18 protein-coding genes are annotated in these 17606 nt (G+C 45.5%); all 18 read left to right on the plus strand.

The genetic code is table 11. From position 1 onward, the window contains the following. Positions 1-1425: a chromosomal replication initiator protein DnaA gene (gene dnaA / locus FD960_RS00005; protein ID WP_215299166.1), complete on the plus strand. Its 1425-nt coding sequence runs from the start codon at positions 1-3 to the stop codon at positions 1423-1425. Between the two features lie 262 nt (positions 1426-1687). Next, positions 1688-2803 carry a DNA polymerase III subunit beta gene (dnaN, locus tag FD960_RS00010; RefSeq protein WP_215299167.1) on the plus strand — a complete coding sequence of 372 codons (1116 nt, stop codon included), beginning with the start codon at positions 1688-1690 and terminating at the stop codon, positions 2801-2803. 11 nt (positions 2804-2814) lie between these two features. Further along, entirely contained in the window at positions 2815-5313 is a 2499-nt protein-coding gene (gene gyrB, locus FD960_RS00015; protein WP_215299168.1) for a DNA topoisomerase (ATP-hydrolyzing) subunit B, read from the plus strand. A gap of 5 nt (positions 5314-5318) precedes the next feature. Continuing rightward, a complete protein-coding gene (locus tag FD960_RS00020) occupies positions 5319-5813 on the plus strand; it encodes an SET domain-containing protein (RefSeq protein ID WP_215299169.1) in 495 nt (164 codons plus the stop codon). 16 nt (positions 5814-5829) lie between these two features. Continuing rightward, entirely contained in the window at positions 5830-6045 is a 216-nt protein-coding gene (locus FD960_RS00025; RefSeq protein WP_215299170.1) for a DUF3717 domain-containing protein, read from the plus strand. A 108-nt stretch (positions 6046-6153) separates the two neighbouring features. Then, positions 6154-6915 carry an ABC transporter ATP-binding protein gene (locus FD960_RS00030; RefSeq protein WP_215299171.1) on the plus strand — a complete coding sequence of 254 codons (762 nt, stop codon included), beginning with the start codon at positions 6154-6156 and terminating at the stop codon, positions 6913-6915. After that, positions 6912-7616: an ABC transporter ATP-binding protein gene (locus tag FD960_RS00035; protein ID WP_215299172.1), complete on the plus strand. Its 705-nt coding sequence runs from the start codon at positions 6912-6914 to the stop codon at positions 7614-7616. Before FD960_RS00030 ends, FD960_RS00035 begins: the two co-directional genes overlap by 4 nt. Before the next feature lie 22 nt (positions 7617-7638). Then, on the plus strand, positions 7639-8862 hold the full coding sequence (locus FD960_RS00040; RefSeq protein ID WP_215299173.1) for an ABC transporter substrate-binding protein: 1224 nt from the start codon (positions 7639-7641) through the stop codon (positions 8860-8862). 13 nt (positions 8863-8875) lie between these two features. Beyond that, complete coding sequence (locus tag FD960_RS00045) at positions 8876-9796, plus strand: branched-chain amino acid ABC transporter permease (protein WP_215299174.1); 921 nt, start codon at positions 8876-8878, stop codon at positions 9794-9796. Between the two features lie 2 nt (positions 9797-9798). Beyond that, entirely contained in the window at positions 9799-10728 is a 930-nt protein-coding gene (locus FD960_RS00050) for a branched-chain amino acid ABC transporter permease (protein ID WP_215299175.1), read from the plus strand. A 266-nt stretch (positions 10729-10994) separates the two neighbouring features. Further along, entirely contained in the window at positions 10995-12920 is a 1926-nt protein-coding gene (gene mnmG / locus FD960_RS00055; RefSeq protein ID WP_215299176.1) for a tRNA uridine-5-carboxymethylaminomethyl(34) synthesis enzyme MnmG, read from the plus strand. Next, positions 12913-13575, plus strand: a complete 663-nt coding sequence (rsmG, locus tag FD960_RS00060; protein WP_215299177.1) for a 16S rRNA (guanine(527)-N(7))-methyltransferase RsmG — start codon at positions 12913-12915, stop codon at positions 13573-13575. Before mnmG ends, rsmG begins: the two co-directional genes overlap by 8 nt. 24 nt (positions 13576-13599) lie before the next feature. After that, positions 13600-14370 (plus strand): ParA family protein, encoded by a 771-nt coding sequence (locus FD960_RS00065; RefSeq protein WP_215299178.1) that lies wholly within the window; start codon positions 13600-13602, stop codon positions 14368-14370. A gap of 22 nt (positions 14371-14392) precedes the next feature. Then, a complete protein-coding gene (locus tag FD960_RS00070; protein ID WP_215299179.1) occupies positions 14393-15280 on the plus strand; it encodes a ParB/RepB/Spo0J family partition protein in 888 nt (295 codons plus the stop codon). 68 nt (positions 15281-15348) lie between these two features. After that, the gene (locus FD960_RS00075) at positions 15349-15843 is read left to right on the plus strand and encodes an ATP synthase subunit I (RefSeq protein ID WP_215299180.1); all 495 of its coding nucleotides are present in this window, start codon (positions 15349-15351) and stop codon (positions 15841-15843) included. Positions 15844-15882: 39 nt separating this feature from the next. Further along, positions 15883-16758 (plus strand): F0F1 ATP synthase subunit A, encoded by an 876-nt coding sequence (atpB, locus tag FD960_RS00080; RefSeq protein ID WP_215299181.1) that lies wholly within the window; start codon positions 15883-15885, stop codon positions 16756-16758. Between the two features lie 46 nt (positions 16759-16804). After that, on the plus strand, positions 16805-17071 hold the full coding sequence (gene atpE / locus FD960_RS00085; protein ID WP_012357116.1) for a F0F1 ATP synthase subunit C: 267 nt from the start codon (positions 16805-16807) through the stop codon (positions 17069-17071). Positions 17072-17134: 63 nt separating this feature from the next. Beyond that, positions 17135-17605, plus strand: coding sequence for a F0F1 ATP synthase subunit B (locus FD960_RS00090; RefSeq protein ID WP_215299182.1), 471 nt, complete (start codon positions 17135-17137; stop codon positions 17603-17605). The last annotated feature ends 1 nt before the right edge of the window (position 17606 follow it).

The following is a 17606-nucleotide window of genomic DNA, read 5'->3' on the forward strand; positions in this document are numbered from 1 at the left end:
ATGAGCAATTTACAGAACCCACCCACCTTGAATTCACTTAACCCTCTGGGTTTTTGGGATGACGCGCTTGGAATCTTTGCGCGCGAACTCTCCCCGCAACAATTTAAAACTTGGATTCAACCCTTAAGCCTGGTCTCCTATGATGAAAGTGAGCAGTTACTCACTGTTGGGGCGCCAAATAGATTTAAGCTGGATTGGACCAAAAAAACTTTTTCTGACCGTTTTCAAGAACTGGCATCACAGTATTTTGGTTGCCCCATTTCGCTCAATTTTGTACTTAATGTAGAGGGGGGCGCCACTGAGACTCCCGAAGTAAACCCACCCCAAGGAAGGGCTGAAACACCAGAGAGTAGTGTTGAGTTAGACACCACCTCAACAGAAGAGCAGGCCTTCGAAATTGAGGACCACTCCAAACTCAACCCCAATCTCACCTTTGATACTTTTGTTACCGGCAAAGCAAATCAGTTGGCTAGGGCCGCATCGATTCAGGTGGCACACAACCCCGGGACATCCTATAACCCCATGTTTTTGTATGGTGGGGTAGGGCTTGGCAAAACCCACTTAATTCATGCTATTGGCAACCACCTCCTTAAAGAGAAGCCAAGCGCTCGAATCCGCTACATTCACGCGGAGCAGTATGTTTCGGATGTGGTCCGCGCATACCAACAAAAGGCGTTTGACCGCTTTAAGCGCTATTACCACTCCCTTGATTTATTACTAATTGACGATATTCAATTTTTTAGCGGTAAATCTAGAACACAAGAAGAGTTCTTTTATGCGTTTGAGGCGCTTTTAAGCAACAAGGCTCAAGTCATCATTACTAGCGATACCTACCCCAAAGAAATGGCAGGCATCGATGATCGCCTTATATCTCGATTTGATTCGGGCTTGACGGTTGCGATTGAGCCACCTGAGCTGGAGATGCGGGTCGCTATTTTGATGAAAAAGGCATTAAGTGAGGGCATCCCCATGAGTGAGGATGTGGCTTTTTTCGTTGCAAAACATTTGAGGTCCAATGTTCGGGAACTTGAAGGTGCGTTGCGAAAAATTTTAGCTTTTGTGCGTTTTCATGGGAAAGAGGTCACTATTGATGTGGCCCGTACAGCCCTAAAGGACTTGCTTTCAATTCAAAATCGACAGATTTCAGTTGAAAATATCCAAAAGGCAGTCGCAGATTTTTACAGCATTAAAGTCGCCGATATGTACTCCAAGAAGCGTCCTGCAAATATTGCTCGACCACGCCAAATTGCTATGTTTATGGCCAAAGAATTAACTCAGAAGAGTCTCCCAGAGATTGGTGAGTTGTTTGGGGGGCGGGACCACACTACCGTTTTACATGCTGTGCGCAAAATTGGTGAAGAGCGGTCTCATGATGGGCAGCTTAACCATGAGATCCATGTTATTGAGCAAACACTAAAGTCCTAACCTTGGCTGTGGATAAGGTTGTGGATAGCCCAATGGATAACTTTGGGGATAGTCTGTGGATAAATTGTGGAAAGCTGCGGCTTCATGCAAAAATAGGGTGTTGATAAAAAGTTATCCAATATTTATGCAGCGCTTATACAAAAGTTTTCCACAGGTTTTTTTAGTTTTAATAGGTTGTTTTATATACAGTTTTTGACTTATCCACCGAAAAATTGAGCCTTATTACTACTACTAATAAGATATATACAAGGATTTAAAAGCAATGCAACTCGTAAACACCTCGCGCGATAGTTTATTAAAACCCCTTCAGGTTGTAAGTGGCATTGTTGAACGTCGACATACATTGCCGATTTTGGCTAATTTGCTTTTCAAGAAGCAAGGCGACAAAGTTTCTTTTGTATCAACCGATATAGAAATTCAAATTACAACCAACGCCAGTTTTGGTGTTGGTGCTGAGGATGTAACAACCACTGTAGCCGCCCGAAAACTACTTGATATTTTGCGCGCCCTACCTGAGGGACCGGTTGCCTTAAACCTTAAAGATAACAAGATGGTTGTTCAAAGCGGTAAGAGTCGCTTCTCTTTGCAAACTTTATCTGCGGCAGAGTTCCCTGTAATGCAAAGCGTTGGTGAGCTTACTGCTAGCTGGAAAATGACTCAAAAAAGTTTCCGTCAGTTGGTTAGCCAAGTGCATTTTGCAATGGCCCAACAAGATATTCGCTATTACCTAAATGGTATGTTGTTGGTTGTTGAAGGAAAGCAAGTGATTGCTGTTGCAACCGATGGACATCGTTTAGCTTATTCTCAAGTGGAGTTGGCGGAGGCGCCAACCGGCTCTGGTGAAAGACAGGAAATTATTGTTCCTCGTAAAACCATTTTAGAGTGCCAACACTTACTTGAAGACTCTGATGAATTGCTTGAGATGAGTCTGACATCCAATCAAGTGAAATTTACTTTTGGTGATATCGAGCTGATTTCTAAATTAGTTGAGGGTAAGTTCCCAGACTTCCAAAGAGTAATTCCTAAGGGGCATAAAAACTCATTAGTAGTGGGTCGTGATGTTTTGCAATCCGCTCTACAGCGGGCTGCAATTCTAACTACCGATAAATTTAAGGGTGTGCGCTTTTCATTATCACCAAATCGAATTACCGTTCAATCTACCAACGCTGAACAAGAAGAGGCGCAGGAGGAGATTGAAACTGAATACAGTGGCGATAGCGTTGAAATCGGCTTCAACGTTAGTTACCTATTAGATGTTTTATCAAACCTCAAAAACGACAAGATTCAAATTAGCCTGGGTGATGCCAATAGTAGTGCGGTTATCACACTCCCGGGCTCTGAAGATTTCAAATATGTTGTGATGCCAATGCGTATTTAATTTAGAAAAAAATGACTGAAGAAAAAAAAGTAGTTGAGCAGTACGGGGCATCATCGATCCAAATCTTAGAAGGTCTTGAGGCTGTTCGTAAACGTCCCGGAATGTATATTGGGGACACCTCCGATGGCACAGGCTTACATCACCTAGTGTTTGAGGTGTTGGATAACTCAATTGACGAAGCTTTGGCTGGGTACTGTTCTGAAATCACTGTAGTTATTCAAACTGACAACTCAATTTCTATTGTTGATAACGGGCGCGGCGTCCCGACTGGAATCAAGTATGACGATAAGCACGAACCAAAAAGGAGTGCCGCTGAAATCGTCATGACAGAGTTGCATGCAGGTGGTAAGTTTGACCAAAACAGCTACAAGGTTTCCGGTGGTTTGCATGGTGTTGGTGTAAGTTGCGTAAACGCATTGTCAAAGTGGTTAAAGCTTACCATTCGTCGTGATGGCAAAACCCATTACATGGAGTTTGCTAGGGGCGTTATTCAGAACCGTAATATTCAAGAAGAGAATGGTGTTGCTGTATCTCCAATTACGGTAACCGGAGACACAACGCTATCTGGCACTGAGGTGCACTTTTTAGCGGACGAAGAAATTTTTGGAAACGTTGAGTTCCACTATGAAATTCTAGTAAAACGTATTCGTGAACTCTCATTCCTAAATAATGGCGTTCACATTAAGTTGATTGATCAACGCTCCGGTCAAGAAGAGGACTTTGCTTTCTCTGGTGGTGTAAAAGGGTTTGTTGAGTACATCAATCAAACCAAAAACGTTTTACACCCTAATATTTTTTATGCCGAAGGTGTTCGTCCATCAGATCTCGGTGGCCAAATTACCGCTGAAGTATCTATGCAGTGGAATGATAGTTTCAGCGAACAAGTACTCTGTTTTACCAACAACATTCCTCAGCGTGATGGTGGAACTCATTTAACCGGCTTACGCGCCGCGATGACACGCGTTATCAATAAATATATTGATGAAAACGAAGTTGCTAAAAAAGCAAAGGTGGAAATTTCTGGCGACGATATGCGCGAGGGTCTTGCCTGTGTTTTATCTGTAAAAGTTCCTGAGCCTAAGTTTTCAAGCCAAACAAAAGATAAATTGGTTTCTAGTGAGGTTCGTGGGCCCGTAGAGGAGATTGTTGCGGAGGCATTAAGTGCCTACCTACAAGAGCGCCCGGCTGACGCGAAAATCTTGTGTGGAAAAATTGTCGATGCAGCTCGTGCGCGAGAGGCTGCGCGTAAGGCGCGCGATATGACAAGGCGCAAAGGCGCCCTTGATGGACTTGGTTTGCCTGGTAAGTTGGCTGACTGCCAAGAAAAAGACCCTGCAAAATCTGAACTGTTTATTGTCGAGGGCGACTCCGCGGGCGGTTCTGCGAAGCAGGGTCGAGATCGTCGCTTTCAAGCCATTCTTCCTTTAAAAGGAAAGATTCTCAACGTTGAAAAAGCGCGTTTTGACAAAATGCTGGCCAGCCAAGAGGTTGTTACTTTAATTACAGTGCTTGGAACCGGTATTGGAATTGAAGAATACAAGGCAGATAAACTGCGCTATCACCGCATCATCATCATGACCGATGCGGACGTAGATGGTAGTCACATTCGCACTCTTTTGCTCACATTCTTTTATAGACAAATGCCTGAGCTAATTGAGCGCGGGCATATCTACATTGCTCAACCACCTTTATATAAGGTGAAGTTTGGAAAAAACGAGCAGTACATTAAAGATGATGCCGAGCTAAATCAACTCTTGTTAAAAATTGCATTAGAGTCAGCCTCACTACAAACGCCTACTGGTGAAATTATCGAGGGTGCCGCTCTTGGAGAATTGGCTAAACACTATCAAGTGATTCAGTCGGTTGTTGATCGTCTATCACGCACCATTGATGAAGACGCTTTGCGAGCAATTGCTTCGGGTACTAAATTAAATCTAGATACAGAAAAAGAGGCTCAAGATTCTGCTGAGCGTTTGCATGCAGCGCTTGCGGACTCTTTGAATCCTTTAGCCTTGCCGCCAGAGATTATTGTGCAGAAAGAAGAGCGCACGGATCGTTATAAGCTTTTGTTGTCCCGTCGTATTCACGGTAATCTCAAGTTATCTGCAATTAACTCCGACTTTGTTCACGGCGATGATTATCAAAGCCTTGCAAATGCCGCCGCAGTTTTATCTGGAAAAGTTCTTCCGGGATCAAAAGTGCGCCGTGGAGATCCAGACAAAAATCAAAAAGAGCAATCTATTCAAGATTTCAGGGCAGCTTTTGCTTGGCTGCTCTCTGAGGCTGAGCGCGTTCTAAGCCGTCAACGATACAAGGGTTTGGGTGAGATGAACCCTTCTCAGTTGTGGGAAACCACCATGGATGCTGGATCACGCACACTGCTGCAGGTAAAAATTGAAGATGCAATTGCTGCTGATCAAGTATTTACAACTTTGATGGGTGATGAGGTTGAACCACGCCGCGCCTTTATTGAGAAGAATGCTCTAATCGCTCGAAATTTGGATGTTTAATTTAGATGAGTAAAAAGAAGTTGTCGGCCCCAAAAATTGATCGGTCTCGTATTGTTGTGAAATCCTCTCCTATTCACGGGAAAGGGGTTTTTGTAGCAAAGCCAATTAAAAAAGGCGACGCCATTATTGAGTACAAGGGTGAGCGGATTAGTTGGAAGTTGGCCGAAAAGCGCCACCCACATAATCCAAAAGATCCAAACCACACCTTCTATTTTTCTCTCGAGGATGGCCGCTGTATTGATGCAAAGTATGGGGGCAATGCAGCGCGCTGGATTAATCACTCTTGTAAACCAAGTTGTGAAACTCGCGAGGATAGTTTTAAAGGTGAGCCTCGCGTATTTATTTATGCAAAACGTGACCTCAAGGTGGGGGAAGAGCTTTTTTATGACTACTCTTTAGATGTGGAGGGTCGTGTGACCAAGCAGATGATGAAGGATTATGAGTGCCGCTGTGGTGCTAAAAAGTGCCGCGGTACCATGTTGTCGCTCGACAACAAATAATTTATTTTTTATCAGCATGTTGTTCATTAGTATTCAAGAGTTGGAGGCGGCAATTAATTATTGGCGCAGTCAATCCCCAGCCTCTGGCGAAGAGTTGCATTTATGTTCAGAGGCCGCAGCGCTTGCAAAGCCTTATGCCTTAATGATTGTCCAGGGGGCACAAAGAGTGCCAATGGATGTCTTAGATGAATCTGCTAAATCTGCAATTCAAAATTACCTAAAGACCTTGTAAGTATTTGCTCATGCGCCCCCTGTCCTTTTAGGGTTATCGCTATATAAGTAAATCCACTCTTGGGTTATTCTCAAGCTCTTACTCAACGAAGGGTTTGAGGATTTAAGCTTGCAAGAAACAATATTAAAAACCATTGGACTTGGAAAAACCTTTAAAGGCTTTTCCGCTGTTAGTGATGTAAATCTGGACATTACCCGGGGAACTATCCATGCCCTTATTGGTCCGAATGGCGCTGGTAAAACCACCTGCTTTAATTTACTCACCAAGTTTTTGGAACCCACTAGCGGCCAAATTTTATTTAACGGCTTTGATATCACCAAAGAGCGCCCAGCTCAAATTGCGCGCCGTGGGGTCATTCGTTCTTTCCAAATTTCAGCCGTTTTCCCCCATTTAACCGTTTTAGAAAATGTCCGTGTTGCACTGCAACGAGGTTTAGGGACGGAGTTTCATTTTTGGCGGTCGGGCGACTCCTTAAATGTGCTCAATGAGCGTGCTGAGGAGCTTTTGCATGAGGTGGGTCTTGCTGATTTTGCCCAAGAGGAGACTTTAAATCTGGCTTATGGCCGTAAAAGGGCTCTTGAGATTGCTACCACCTTAGCTATGGAGCCCGAGTTAATGCTCCTAGATGAGCCAACTCAAGGTATGGGTCATGAAGATGTTGAGCGCGTGACCGAGTTAATAGATCGGGTGGCCAAGGGTCGAACCATCCTCATGGTGGAGCACAATATGAAGGTGGTTTCTTCAATTGCCGATCGCATAACGGTTTTACAGCGTGGCTCGGTCTTAGCCGAAGGTTCTTACCATGAGGTTTCAAGCAACCCCTTGGTTGTTGAGGCCTATATGGGTAGTCGCGGCGGAGAGGCGCTATGAGTTCGCTAGCTTTAGAGGTTAAAAACCTAGAGTCTTGGTATGGCGAGTCGCATATTCTGCACGGCGTAGACTTTTCTGTGAATGATGGTGAGGTAGTCACACTACTGGGTCGAAATGGCGCTGGCCGTAGCACTATCTTAAAGACGGTTTTGGGTCTTACCAGCAAGAGGGCTGGCTCTGTCAAGGTTTATGGCCAAGAGGCTATCACCATGCCAACTTATAGGATTGCGCGCCTTGGTGTTGGGTATTGCCCAGAAGAGAGAGGTATTTTTGCTAGCCTGAGCACCGAAGAAAACTTACTGTTATTGCCAGAAATCTCCTCTGGCGGTATGGGGTTGGATGAAATCTACGAGATGTTTCCCAATCTATATGAGCGCCGCCATAGCCCTGGAACACGCTTATCTGGTGGTGAGCAGCAAATGTTAGCTATGGCACGGATCTTAAGAACGGGCGCCAAATTATTGTTGTTAGATGAGATTACCGAGGGCCTTGCCCCGGTGATTGTTGAGAAGTTGGGTGAAGTCGTTGGAAGTCTAAGAAAAAAAGGCTTCACCATTGTTCTTGTGGAGCAAAACTTTAGATTTGCAGCGCCCTTGGCGGATCGTCATTACGTTGTAGAGCATGGCAAGGTGGTTGAGGTTGTTGCGCAAAACGAATTGGCAGAAAAAGCCGCTCTATTAAATGAGTATCTTGGTGTTTAGTGGTTTTCAATAGGAGATAGAAATGAAATTAAAGCAAATTACAGCGTGCCTAGTTGCGGCAACGATGTTTGGGGCAAACCCGGCCTTTGCACAAAGTGGCGCAAAGGTTAGTGGTGATGTTGTGAAGATTGGGGTGTTAACTGATCTTTCATCTACCTACTCTGATTTGGCTGGGCCTGGTGCTGTGATTGCCGCAAAGATGGCGATTGCAGATTTTTCTAAAGACGGCACTGTCATCGGCAAAAAAATTGAACTGGTTAGTGCAGACCACCAAAATAAGGCCGACATCGCTGCCAACAAAGCACGCGAATGGTATGACAAAGATGGTGTAGATGTCATTGTTGAGCTGGTATCTACCAACGTGGCTTTGGCTGTAATGGAAGTGGCTGAGCAAAAAAATAAAATTACTTTGGTTTCTGGTGCCGGTTCATTACCCATCACCAACGAAAAATGTACTGCCAATAACGTTCATTGGACTTACGACACTTATGCCCTGTCAAATGGCACAGGCAAAGCGGTAGTTAAGCAAGGAAAAAAGAATTGGTACTTCATTACTGCTGATTATGCATTTGGTGCGGCTTTGGAAAAAGATGCAACTAATGTTGTGACCGCAAATGGTGGAAAAGTGTTGGGCACCAGCAAGCACCCATTCCCCAATAGTGACTTTTCGTCTTACCTCTTAAAGGCTCAAGCAAGCGGAGCGGATGTTGTGGCGTTGGCCAACGCTGGTCAGGACACTATTAATACCGTTAAACAAGCCTCCGAGTTTGGTATCAATAAAAAACAAACCGTTGTTCCTTTGTTAATGTTTATTTCAGATGTTCATTCTTTGGGTTTGAATGCAGCGCAGGGTATGTATCTCACAGAGGGCTTCTATTGGGATAAAGATGAAAAAACCCGCGCATTCTCCAAGCGCTTCATCTTGCAACATAAGCGTATGCCAACCAGTGTTCAGGCTGGTGTTTACTCATCTGTTCTTGCCTACTTAAACGCCGTACAAAAAGCTGGCACTGATGACACTCAAGCGGTGATGAAGGCTTTGAAATCTACCAATATTGATGATGGCCTCTTTAAAGGCAAGATTCGTGCCGATGGTAAGTTTGAGCATGACATGTATTTGCTCGAAGTGAAGAAGCCTTCTGACTCTAAGAGCCCATGGGATTACTACAATGTGCGCGCAGTGATTCCTGCCGCTGAGGCAACATTACCGCTCTCACAGTCCAAGTGCAAACTGGTTAACAAGTAATTAGAAATCAAGCATGTTTGAACTTCTTGGAATTACCCCACAAGGGCTGGTAGCCCAGCTCTTGGTGGGGCTTATCAATGGCTCGTTCTACGCCATATTGAGCTTGGGGTTGGCCATTATTTTTGGCCTTCTCAACATTATTAATTTTTCACATGGTGCTCAGTACACCATGGGTGCGTTTATTGCCTGGATTGGGTTGACACAAGTTGGTCAGTGGCTTGGCTTTCCAGAGCTATCAATTAATTATTGGTTTGCATTAATTCTTGTGCCGCTGGTGATGGCTGGTTTTGGTTTGATTCTAGAGCGCACGATGTTGCGTCGTCTTTACCATCTTGATCATCTGTATGGCCTTCTGCTGACTTTTGGTTTGGCTTTAATTATTGAAGGCATGTTCCGTCATTGGTATGGAATTTCTGGCGAGAGCTATCCAGCCCCAGAGTTACTACAAGGCGCTATTCCGCTTGAGTCGATCGGCATCATTTTGCCCAAGTATCGATTGTGGGTGGTGGTTTCTTCTCTGGTGGTTTGTTTCTCAACCTGGTACGTTATCGAGAGAACAAAATTGGGTGCATATCTGCGCGCTGGAACAGAAAATCCAAAATTACTACAAGCATTTGGCATCAACGTTCCTTTGATGATTTCCTTGGCCTATGCATATGGTGTGGGTCTTGCTGGTTTTGCTGGTGTATTAGCTGCGCCAATCTTTCAGGTGAATCCATTGATGGGTTCAAATCTGATCATTGTTGTTTTTGCTGTGGTGGTTATTGGTGGAATGGGTTCCATTATGGGCTCCATTTTGACCGGTCTTGCCTTGGGTTTGGTTGAGGGCTTAACCAAAGTGTTTTATCCCGAAGCATCGGGCGTTGTCATTTTTGTGATCATGGCGATCGTGTTGTTGATTCGCCCCGCTGGACTTTTTGGCAGGGAGAAATAAATATGAATCCAAAATTGAAATTACTTTATGGCATTTTGGTTTTAATTGCCCTGCTTCTGCCTTTCCAAGATTTTATTTATCTAGTATTTGCAATGAAGGTGTTGTGCTTCGCACTCTTTGCGTGTGCATTTAATTTATTGCTTGGCTTTACTGGGCTGCTTTCTTTTGGTCATGCCGCATTCTTTGGTACCTCTGCTTACATTACAGCTTATCTATGCAAGGAGTCCGGCCTTTCTCCAGAGGTTGGAATTATTTTAGGTGTTCTTGGTTCTGGCGCTCTTGGCTACTTAATTGGTTCATTGGCAATTCGCCGGCAAGGAATTTACTTTGCGATGGTCACCTTGGCCCTTTCTCAAATGGTGTACTTCCTTGCTGTTCAACTCCCCTTTACTGGTGGCGAGGATGGTATTCAAGGTGTACCCCGTGGAATGTTGTTTGGCTTAATTGATCTAAAAGACGATGTAGCCATGTATTACTTTGTGTTGAGTGTGTTCTTGCTGGGGTTTGCATTAATCATGCGCACCGTCCACTCACCATTTGGCCAAGTATTGAAAGCCATTCGTGAAAATGAGCCGCGTGCAATTTCTTTGGGATATGACGTTGACCGCTTCAAGTTAATTTCATTTGTGATTTCTGCTGCCCTGTCCGGTTTGGCTGGATCTATGAAATCTCTCGTGTTTCAGCTTGCAACTCTTACCGATGTTCATTGGCACATGTCTGGTGAGGTTGTATTGATGACCTTGCTTGGTGGCATGGGCACCATTCTTGGCCCCGTTGTTGGTGCCGGCATTGTTGTTGGTTTGCAGAACTATCTAGCTAACATTGGCTCCTGGAGCACGATTGCAACTGGCTTTATTTTTGTGATCTGTGTTTTGGCGTTTCGCCGAGGAGTGGTTGGTGAAATTGCCCACCTTTTTAAAAATAAGCATTGACTTTTATTTTTTGAAATTTAAGGTTTTTAGTACGGCGCCTCGGCGCCGTACTCGTTTAAGGGGTTCCTCTTTCTTTTAAGCCCAGCAAAACTGACTTTGCTGTCCCCATCCTTGCTTGGCGCATGATTTAACTTAGAGAATTATAAAAAAGTCAATTAAAACAGTGACTTACATATAAACAATCTTGTTTTGGGGTGACTTGCTCTTTAATTGTTTCACGTGAAACATACAAAATGCTATGATCATCGCCCTATCAGAGGCAAATTATGCGTTATTCAAAGAACTTCGATGTCATTGTGGTTGGCGGCGGTCATGCTGGAACTGAAGCTGCGCTTGCGGCTGCGCGCATGGGATGCGACACCCTTTTAATTACCCATAGCATTGAGAATTTGGGTGCCATGAGCTGTAACCCCTCTATTGGGGGTATTGGCAAGGGTCATCTAGTAAAAGAAATTGATGCCATGGGTGGGGCCATGGCTGCGGCCACTGATGAAGCGGGTATCCAGTTTAGGATCCTCAATTCCAGTAAGGGGCCAGCCGTGCGCGCAACCCGCGCCCAAGGCGATCGGATCCTCTATAAAGCCGCGATTCGACGTCGTCTAGAAAATCAGCAAAATCTGACTTTATTTCAGGCTGCGGTGGATGACCTTTTGGTTCAGGGTGATGAGGTCCAGGGTGTGGTCACCCAGATGGGCCTAGAGTTTTTTGCCAAGAAAGTAGTGTTGACTGCCGGCACCTTTTTGGATGGCAAGATCCATGTGGGCTTAAATAACTATGCCGGCGGACGTGCAGGCGACCCTGCATCTGTTTCATTGTCGGCCAGATTAAAAGAATTAAAGCTTCCACAGGGAAGATTAAAGACGGGTACTCCACCTCGGATTGATGGCCGAACGATTGATTTCTCCGTCATGCTTGAGCAGCCCGGTGATCTGGACCCTGTGCCGGTTTTTTCTTACCTAGGCCGCCCGGAGCAACATCCCAAGCAAGTTCCTTGCTGGATTTCCCATACCAATGAGCAGACCCATGACATTATTCGGGGTGGCTTAGATCGCTCCCCAATGTACACAGGCGTTATTGAGGGTGTAGGTCCCCGCTACTGCCCTTCTATTGAAGACAAAATTCATCGTTTTGCCTCCCGAAATAGCCATCAGATCTTTTTGGAGCCAGAGGGGTTAACAACCAATGAGTTCTATCCAAACGGGATATCAACCAGCCTCCCCTTTGATGTCCAGTGGGATTTAGTGCGGAGTATCCGCGGCCTAGAGTCTGCTGTGATTGTGCGCCCAGGATATGCAATTGAGTACGACTTCTTTGACCCTCGGCACCTTCGTCATAGCCTGGAGACCAGAGCAATTGCAGGCCTGTACTTTGCAGGCCAAATTAACGGGACCACAGGATATGAAGAGGCTGCGGCCCAAGGGATGCTCGCGGGTATTAACGCCGGCCTTGCCTCACAAGGCAAGGAACCTTGGCTACCAAAGCGGAGTGAATCCTATATTGGCGTTCTTGTAGACGACCTCATTACCTTGGGAGTTCAAGAGCCTTATCGCATGTTTACGAGCAGAGCTGAGTATCGCCTTAGCCTTCGTGAAGATAACGCGGATATGCGCTTAACAACAATTGGTCGCGAACTTGGGTTGGTGGATGACTATCGTTGGAATGTATTTTGCAGAAAACAAGAGGCTGTTTCACGTGAAACATCTCGTTTGCAAGATATTTGGATTGGGCCAAAGCATGGTTCTGCGCAGGCTATTGCGGGCCTCTTGGGTCAAGAGCTATCTCACGAATGTAGTTTGGCTGATATTTTGCGGCGTCCAGGCGTTAGTTATGAGGCGATAACGGGCCTCGCTGATCGCATGTGGGCCCCGGAAACCCTGGACGATGATTTGGGTTTAGCGCAGCAGATTGCCGACCAAGTAGAAATTTCTATTAAATATCAAGGGTATATAGATAGACAGGCGGTAGAAATTGCCCGCCAGGAACATAATGAGTCTTTCCCCCTTCCGGATTCGCTCGACTACACCCAGGTGCTCGGATTGTCTAAAGAGGTGCAGCAAAAGCTCAACTTACACAAGCCCAGCACTCTCGGCCAAGCCGGCAGAATTTCAGGGGTAACACCAGCTGCACTATCTTTGTTGTTGGTGCACCTTAAAAAAGGTTTGGGCCGAACCCAAGAGCAAGCGCATGAGTAATGAGTTATTGGCTTTGGGAATTGGGGATTTGGGCTTAAGCCTGAGCCCTGAAAATATTGCCAATTTAGAAGTCTTTTTGCAAGAAATGAGCCGCTGGAATCGAGTTCATAACCTCACCGCTATTGAGGGTGAAAAAAACGCTATACATCTGCATCTTATTGATTCTATTGCAGTTTTACCAATAATGCGCCAATTTTTGTCGCAGAAAACACCTCAGATTGCCGATTTAGGCTCTGGCGGTGGCCTACCCGCGATTCCGATTGCAATTCTCGAGCCCGATTGGCATTTAACCTTGATTGAAGCAATTCGTAAGAAGACTGCTTTTTTGCAACATGTGCGGGGAAGATTGGGTTTGAAGAATGTTGAGGTATTGAGTGAACGTGTAGAGGCGGTAGCGAAAAATAAGCCGGGTCAGTTTGATGCCGTTATTTCTAGGGCGTTTACTAATCTTGCCCATTTTTTGGAGCTATCTTTGCCTCTCTTGAAGCCAGATGGCTTGGTGTTTGCAATGAAAGCAAAGCGCGCTGATGAAGAGCTTCAAGAGGTGTCCATGGACAGATGGCGTCTGATTGCTGATGAGCCCCTTCATATCCCAAACTTAGCGGTGGAGAGGCGCCTTTTGGTGCTATCCCCCGTGAGAAAATTACCCCTTTAAGGCGAGACATTTTAAAGAAAAACCATGGCGAAAATATTCTGTATTGCTAATCAAAAAGGCGGTGTTGGGAAAACCACAACCGCTGTGAATTTGGCCGCCGGTTTGGCTGGACACCAACAACGGGTTTTGTTGGTTGATTTGGATCCTCAAGGAAATGCCACAATGGGATCTGGCATTGAAAAAGCAGATCTCAATACTAGCGTCTATCAAGTGTTAATTGGATTGTCGTCAGTGCAAGAATGTGCGCAGCGGTGCGAGAGTTCTGGCTACGATGTCTTGCCAGCAAATCGTGACTTAGCTGGCGCTGAAATTGAATTAGTAGATTTGGATTCTCGTGAGCAGCGCTTAAAAGATGCGCTTGCTGTTGTCGCAAATGATTACGACTTTATTCTGATTGACTGCCCTCCTGCGTTGTCATTGTTAACGCTCAATGGTTTGTGTGCGGCCAATGGTGTGATTGTTCCAATGCAATGTGAATACTTTGCGTTGGAGGGTCTATCGGATTTGGTGAATACTATCAAACAAGTTCACGCAAATTTAAATCCGGACTTAGTCATCATTGGTTTGCTACGTGTGATGTTTGATTCACGCATGACCTTGCAACAACAAGTTTCAGAACAGTTGCTAGAACACTTTGGCGATAAAGTATTTAAGACCATCATTCCGCGGAACGTTCGACTGGCAGAGGCTCCATCCTATGGGCTTCCTGGGGTGGCGTTTGATAAATCATCGCGTGGCGCAAAAGCGTACTTAGAGTTTGGTGCGGAAATGATTGAACGTATCAAGCAGATGTAACTCTCGGGAATAATAAAAAATTATGGTTGCAATAAAGAAAAAAGGTTTGGGTCGTGGACTCGAGGCGTTGCTTGGTGATAAGGCGCAAAAAGAAAATTCAGTCGAGATCAATCGTCTGCCACTTACAGCATTGCAGGCAGGAAAGTATCAGCCACGCCAAAAGATGGAAGTGAGTGCACTGCAGGAGTTAGCAGAAAGCATTCGTGAGCAAGGGGTAATGCAACCGTTGTTGGTGCGTCTAGTTGCTCCGGGTAAATATGAAATTATTGCTGGTGAGCGACGCTTTCGTGCGGCAACTTTAGCGGGCTTAAAAGAGGTGCCAGTTTTAGTATCGGGCGCAGATGATCAGGCTGCCGCAGCAATGGCCTTGGTTGAAAATATGCAGCGCGAAGATTTAAATCCGCTGGAAGAATCTCAGGGCCTTGCAAGGTTGATTGAAGAGTTCGGCTTTACACATGAACAAGCTGCAAAAGCGGTGGGCAAATCGCGTAGCGCTATTACCAATTTGTTGCGCTTAAGTCAGCTGGCAAAACCGGTGCAGGCAATGCTCTTGGCGGGTGAAATTGACATGGGTCATGCGCGCGCATTGCTTTCGCTTCCTGGGGCCAGCCAGGTTGCCTTGGCGCAAAGAATTGCAGCCCAAGGCCTCTCTGTGCGAGAGGCCGAAAGAATGTCTGCTGCTCTAGCGCTCGCCGGCGGTCAGATTGGGGACAAAAAAGCGAAAACCAAGACTGATGGCGGTGCCCCAAGTCGAGACCCGGATATGCGTCGTTTAACCCAAGAAATTGCTGATTTAATCGGTTTAAACGCAGAATTTAAGTTCAAGGGAAGGGGTGGCGAGTTGAGAATTCGCTTTAGCCAATTCGACGAGCTGGATTCTTTGTTAAAAAAGCTAGGCGTCGAGGCTTAAAAGTCTTTGGAAATGACCCTAAAACATTTGACCTATTGCAGTGCACACATTAAACTCACGGGGCTAAATTGATTCCTCAAAAAAATCGATTTTCCGAGGTAAATGAGTGGGATGATCCCGAAGAAGAGGTGTATCGGGTTTTCAGTAAGGCGGAAATGGCAGCGCTGCAAGCTAGCAACGCCGTTAAACACCCCCCACTGTCGCCTTGGAAAATTTTGGCCGCACAATTGCTTGTTACCGTGCTTAGTATGGTGATTTGGTCATATTTTGGGGAGCCGGAAGGGGTAAGCGTTTATACTCAGTCGGCCTTTTTAGGTGGTTTAATTAGCGTCTTGCCGTCAGCCTTGTTTTTAATAAGGCTGGAATTAGCAAAAAAATCGCAAATATTGAATCCAGGGAATTTTTTGGCAGCATTGGTTTCGGGTGAATTTATCAAAATTGCCGTGACCTTAATGCTGTTTTTGGGGGTTGCTTATTTGATCCCGGGTGTGCTTTGGGTCCCATTGTTGGTGACTTATGTGCTCACCCTGAAGTGTGTGTGGCTAGCGTGGTTTTGGCGCTAAAAGTAATAAATGAGATTGAACCAAAGGACTAGTTAAGAGATGTCTAGCGAAGTAAACCAAGCCCACGCGGCAGCCGAGCAAATGACGCCAACAGCGTACATTTCTGAGCACTTACAAAACCTCACTAATACAGGTGGACCACAGTCGTCCATTATTGATTTCAGCATCATCAATTTAGATACTATTTTCTGGGCGTCCCTCATGGGGCTCTTGTCAGTGTTTGTTTTGTTGATCGCAGCACGTCGCGCAACTCCAGGCGTTCCCGGCCGTTTCCAGTGTTTTGTAGAAATGATTGTGGAAATGGTTGATACGCAAGCTAAGAGCATTGTTCACGGCAATCGCACTTTTATTGCGCCGCTCGCATTGTTCGTATTCTTTTGGATCATCCTCCTCAATACGCTTGACTTAATCCCGGTGGATTGGGTTTTGGGTGTAAACCACTTTATTGAAAGCTTCGGCGTTCATGTTCCGCATCACAGACTAGTGCCAACAACTGACCTCAATGCCACTATGGGCATGTCCATGTCTGTCTTGGTCCTGGTTTTCTTCTATAGCTTCAAAGTTAAGGGTTTTGGCGGCTTTTTACATGAGCTCGTTTCCGCACCCTTTGGTGCTAAGTGGTATTTAGCGCCATTTAACCTCGCTTTGAACATCATCGAATATCTTGCAAAAGGCGTTTCTTTGGGAATGCGACTGTTTGGCAATATGTATGCCGGCGAGTTGGTTTTCTTGTTGATCGCATTGCTAGGTAGTGTGTGGACATTTAATTTAGATTTATCCCTGTTCGGATTGGTGGGCCATGTTATTGCTGGATCAGCCTGGGCCATCTTCCACATTTTGGTTATCTTGTTGCAAGCCTTTATTTTCATGATGTTGACTTTGGTCTACATCGGGCAAGCGCATAGCCATCACTAAGATTTTTTATTTTTAACTTATCTCTTTAACTTCAGGAGTCAGCAACATGCAACAATTTCTCGCAAACATTCAAGGTTTCACAGCAATCGCTATCGGTATCATCATCGGCCTCGGCGCGATTGGTGCTTGTTTAGGTATTGCATTGATGGGCGGTAAGTACATCGAAGCTTGTGCACGTCAACCAGAATTGATGGAGCCACTCCAAACTAAGATGTTCCTTTTGGCTGGTTTGATCGATGCTGCGTTCTTGATCGGCGTTGGTGTGGCAATGTTGTTTGCTTTCGCAAACCCACTGCTCGCAGTTATTAAGTAATTGTTTTGGCGTGGATGACCACCGGGTCATCCAACCGTTCTCAACAATACTGAAAGGAATATCGTGAATCTGAACGCGACCCTATTCGCGCAAATGATCGTTTTCTTCGTCTTATGGTGGGTTGTTGCACGCTTTGTGTGGCCACCGCTAGTTAAGGCGCTAGATGAGCGTTCAAGCAAAATTGCCGATGGCTTAGCTGCCGCCGAGCGTGGTAAAGAAGCACTCGCATTGGCAAGCAATGAAGCAGAGCAAGAATTAACTAAAGCACGCCAAGAAGGTGTGCAGCGTGTTGCAGAAGCAGAAAAACGTGCGCAAATGTCCGCTGAAGAAATTCGCGTCAATGCACAAGCTGAAGCTGCTCGCATCATTTCTCAAGCTAAGCAAGATGCAGATCAACAAGTGACTCGCGCCCGTGAAGTGTTGCGCGCCGAAGTGGCTTTGTTAGCTGTTAAAGGTGCCGAGCAAATTTTGCGTCGCGAAGTTGATGCAAAAGCTCACGGCGCATTGCTTGATCAACTAAAGGCAGAACTTTGAT

The sequence above is a fragment of the Polynucleobacter sp. AP-Nino-20-G2 genome, assembly GCF_018688235.1.
Lineage (GTDB): Bacteria > Pseudomonadota > Gammaproteobacteria > Burkholderiales > Burkholderiaceae > Polynucleobacter.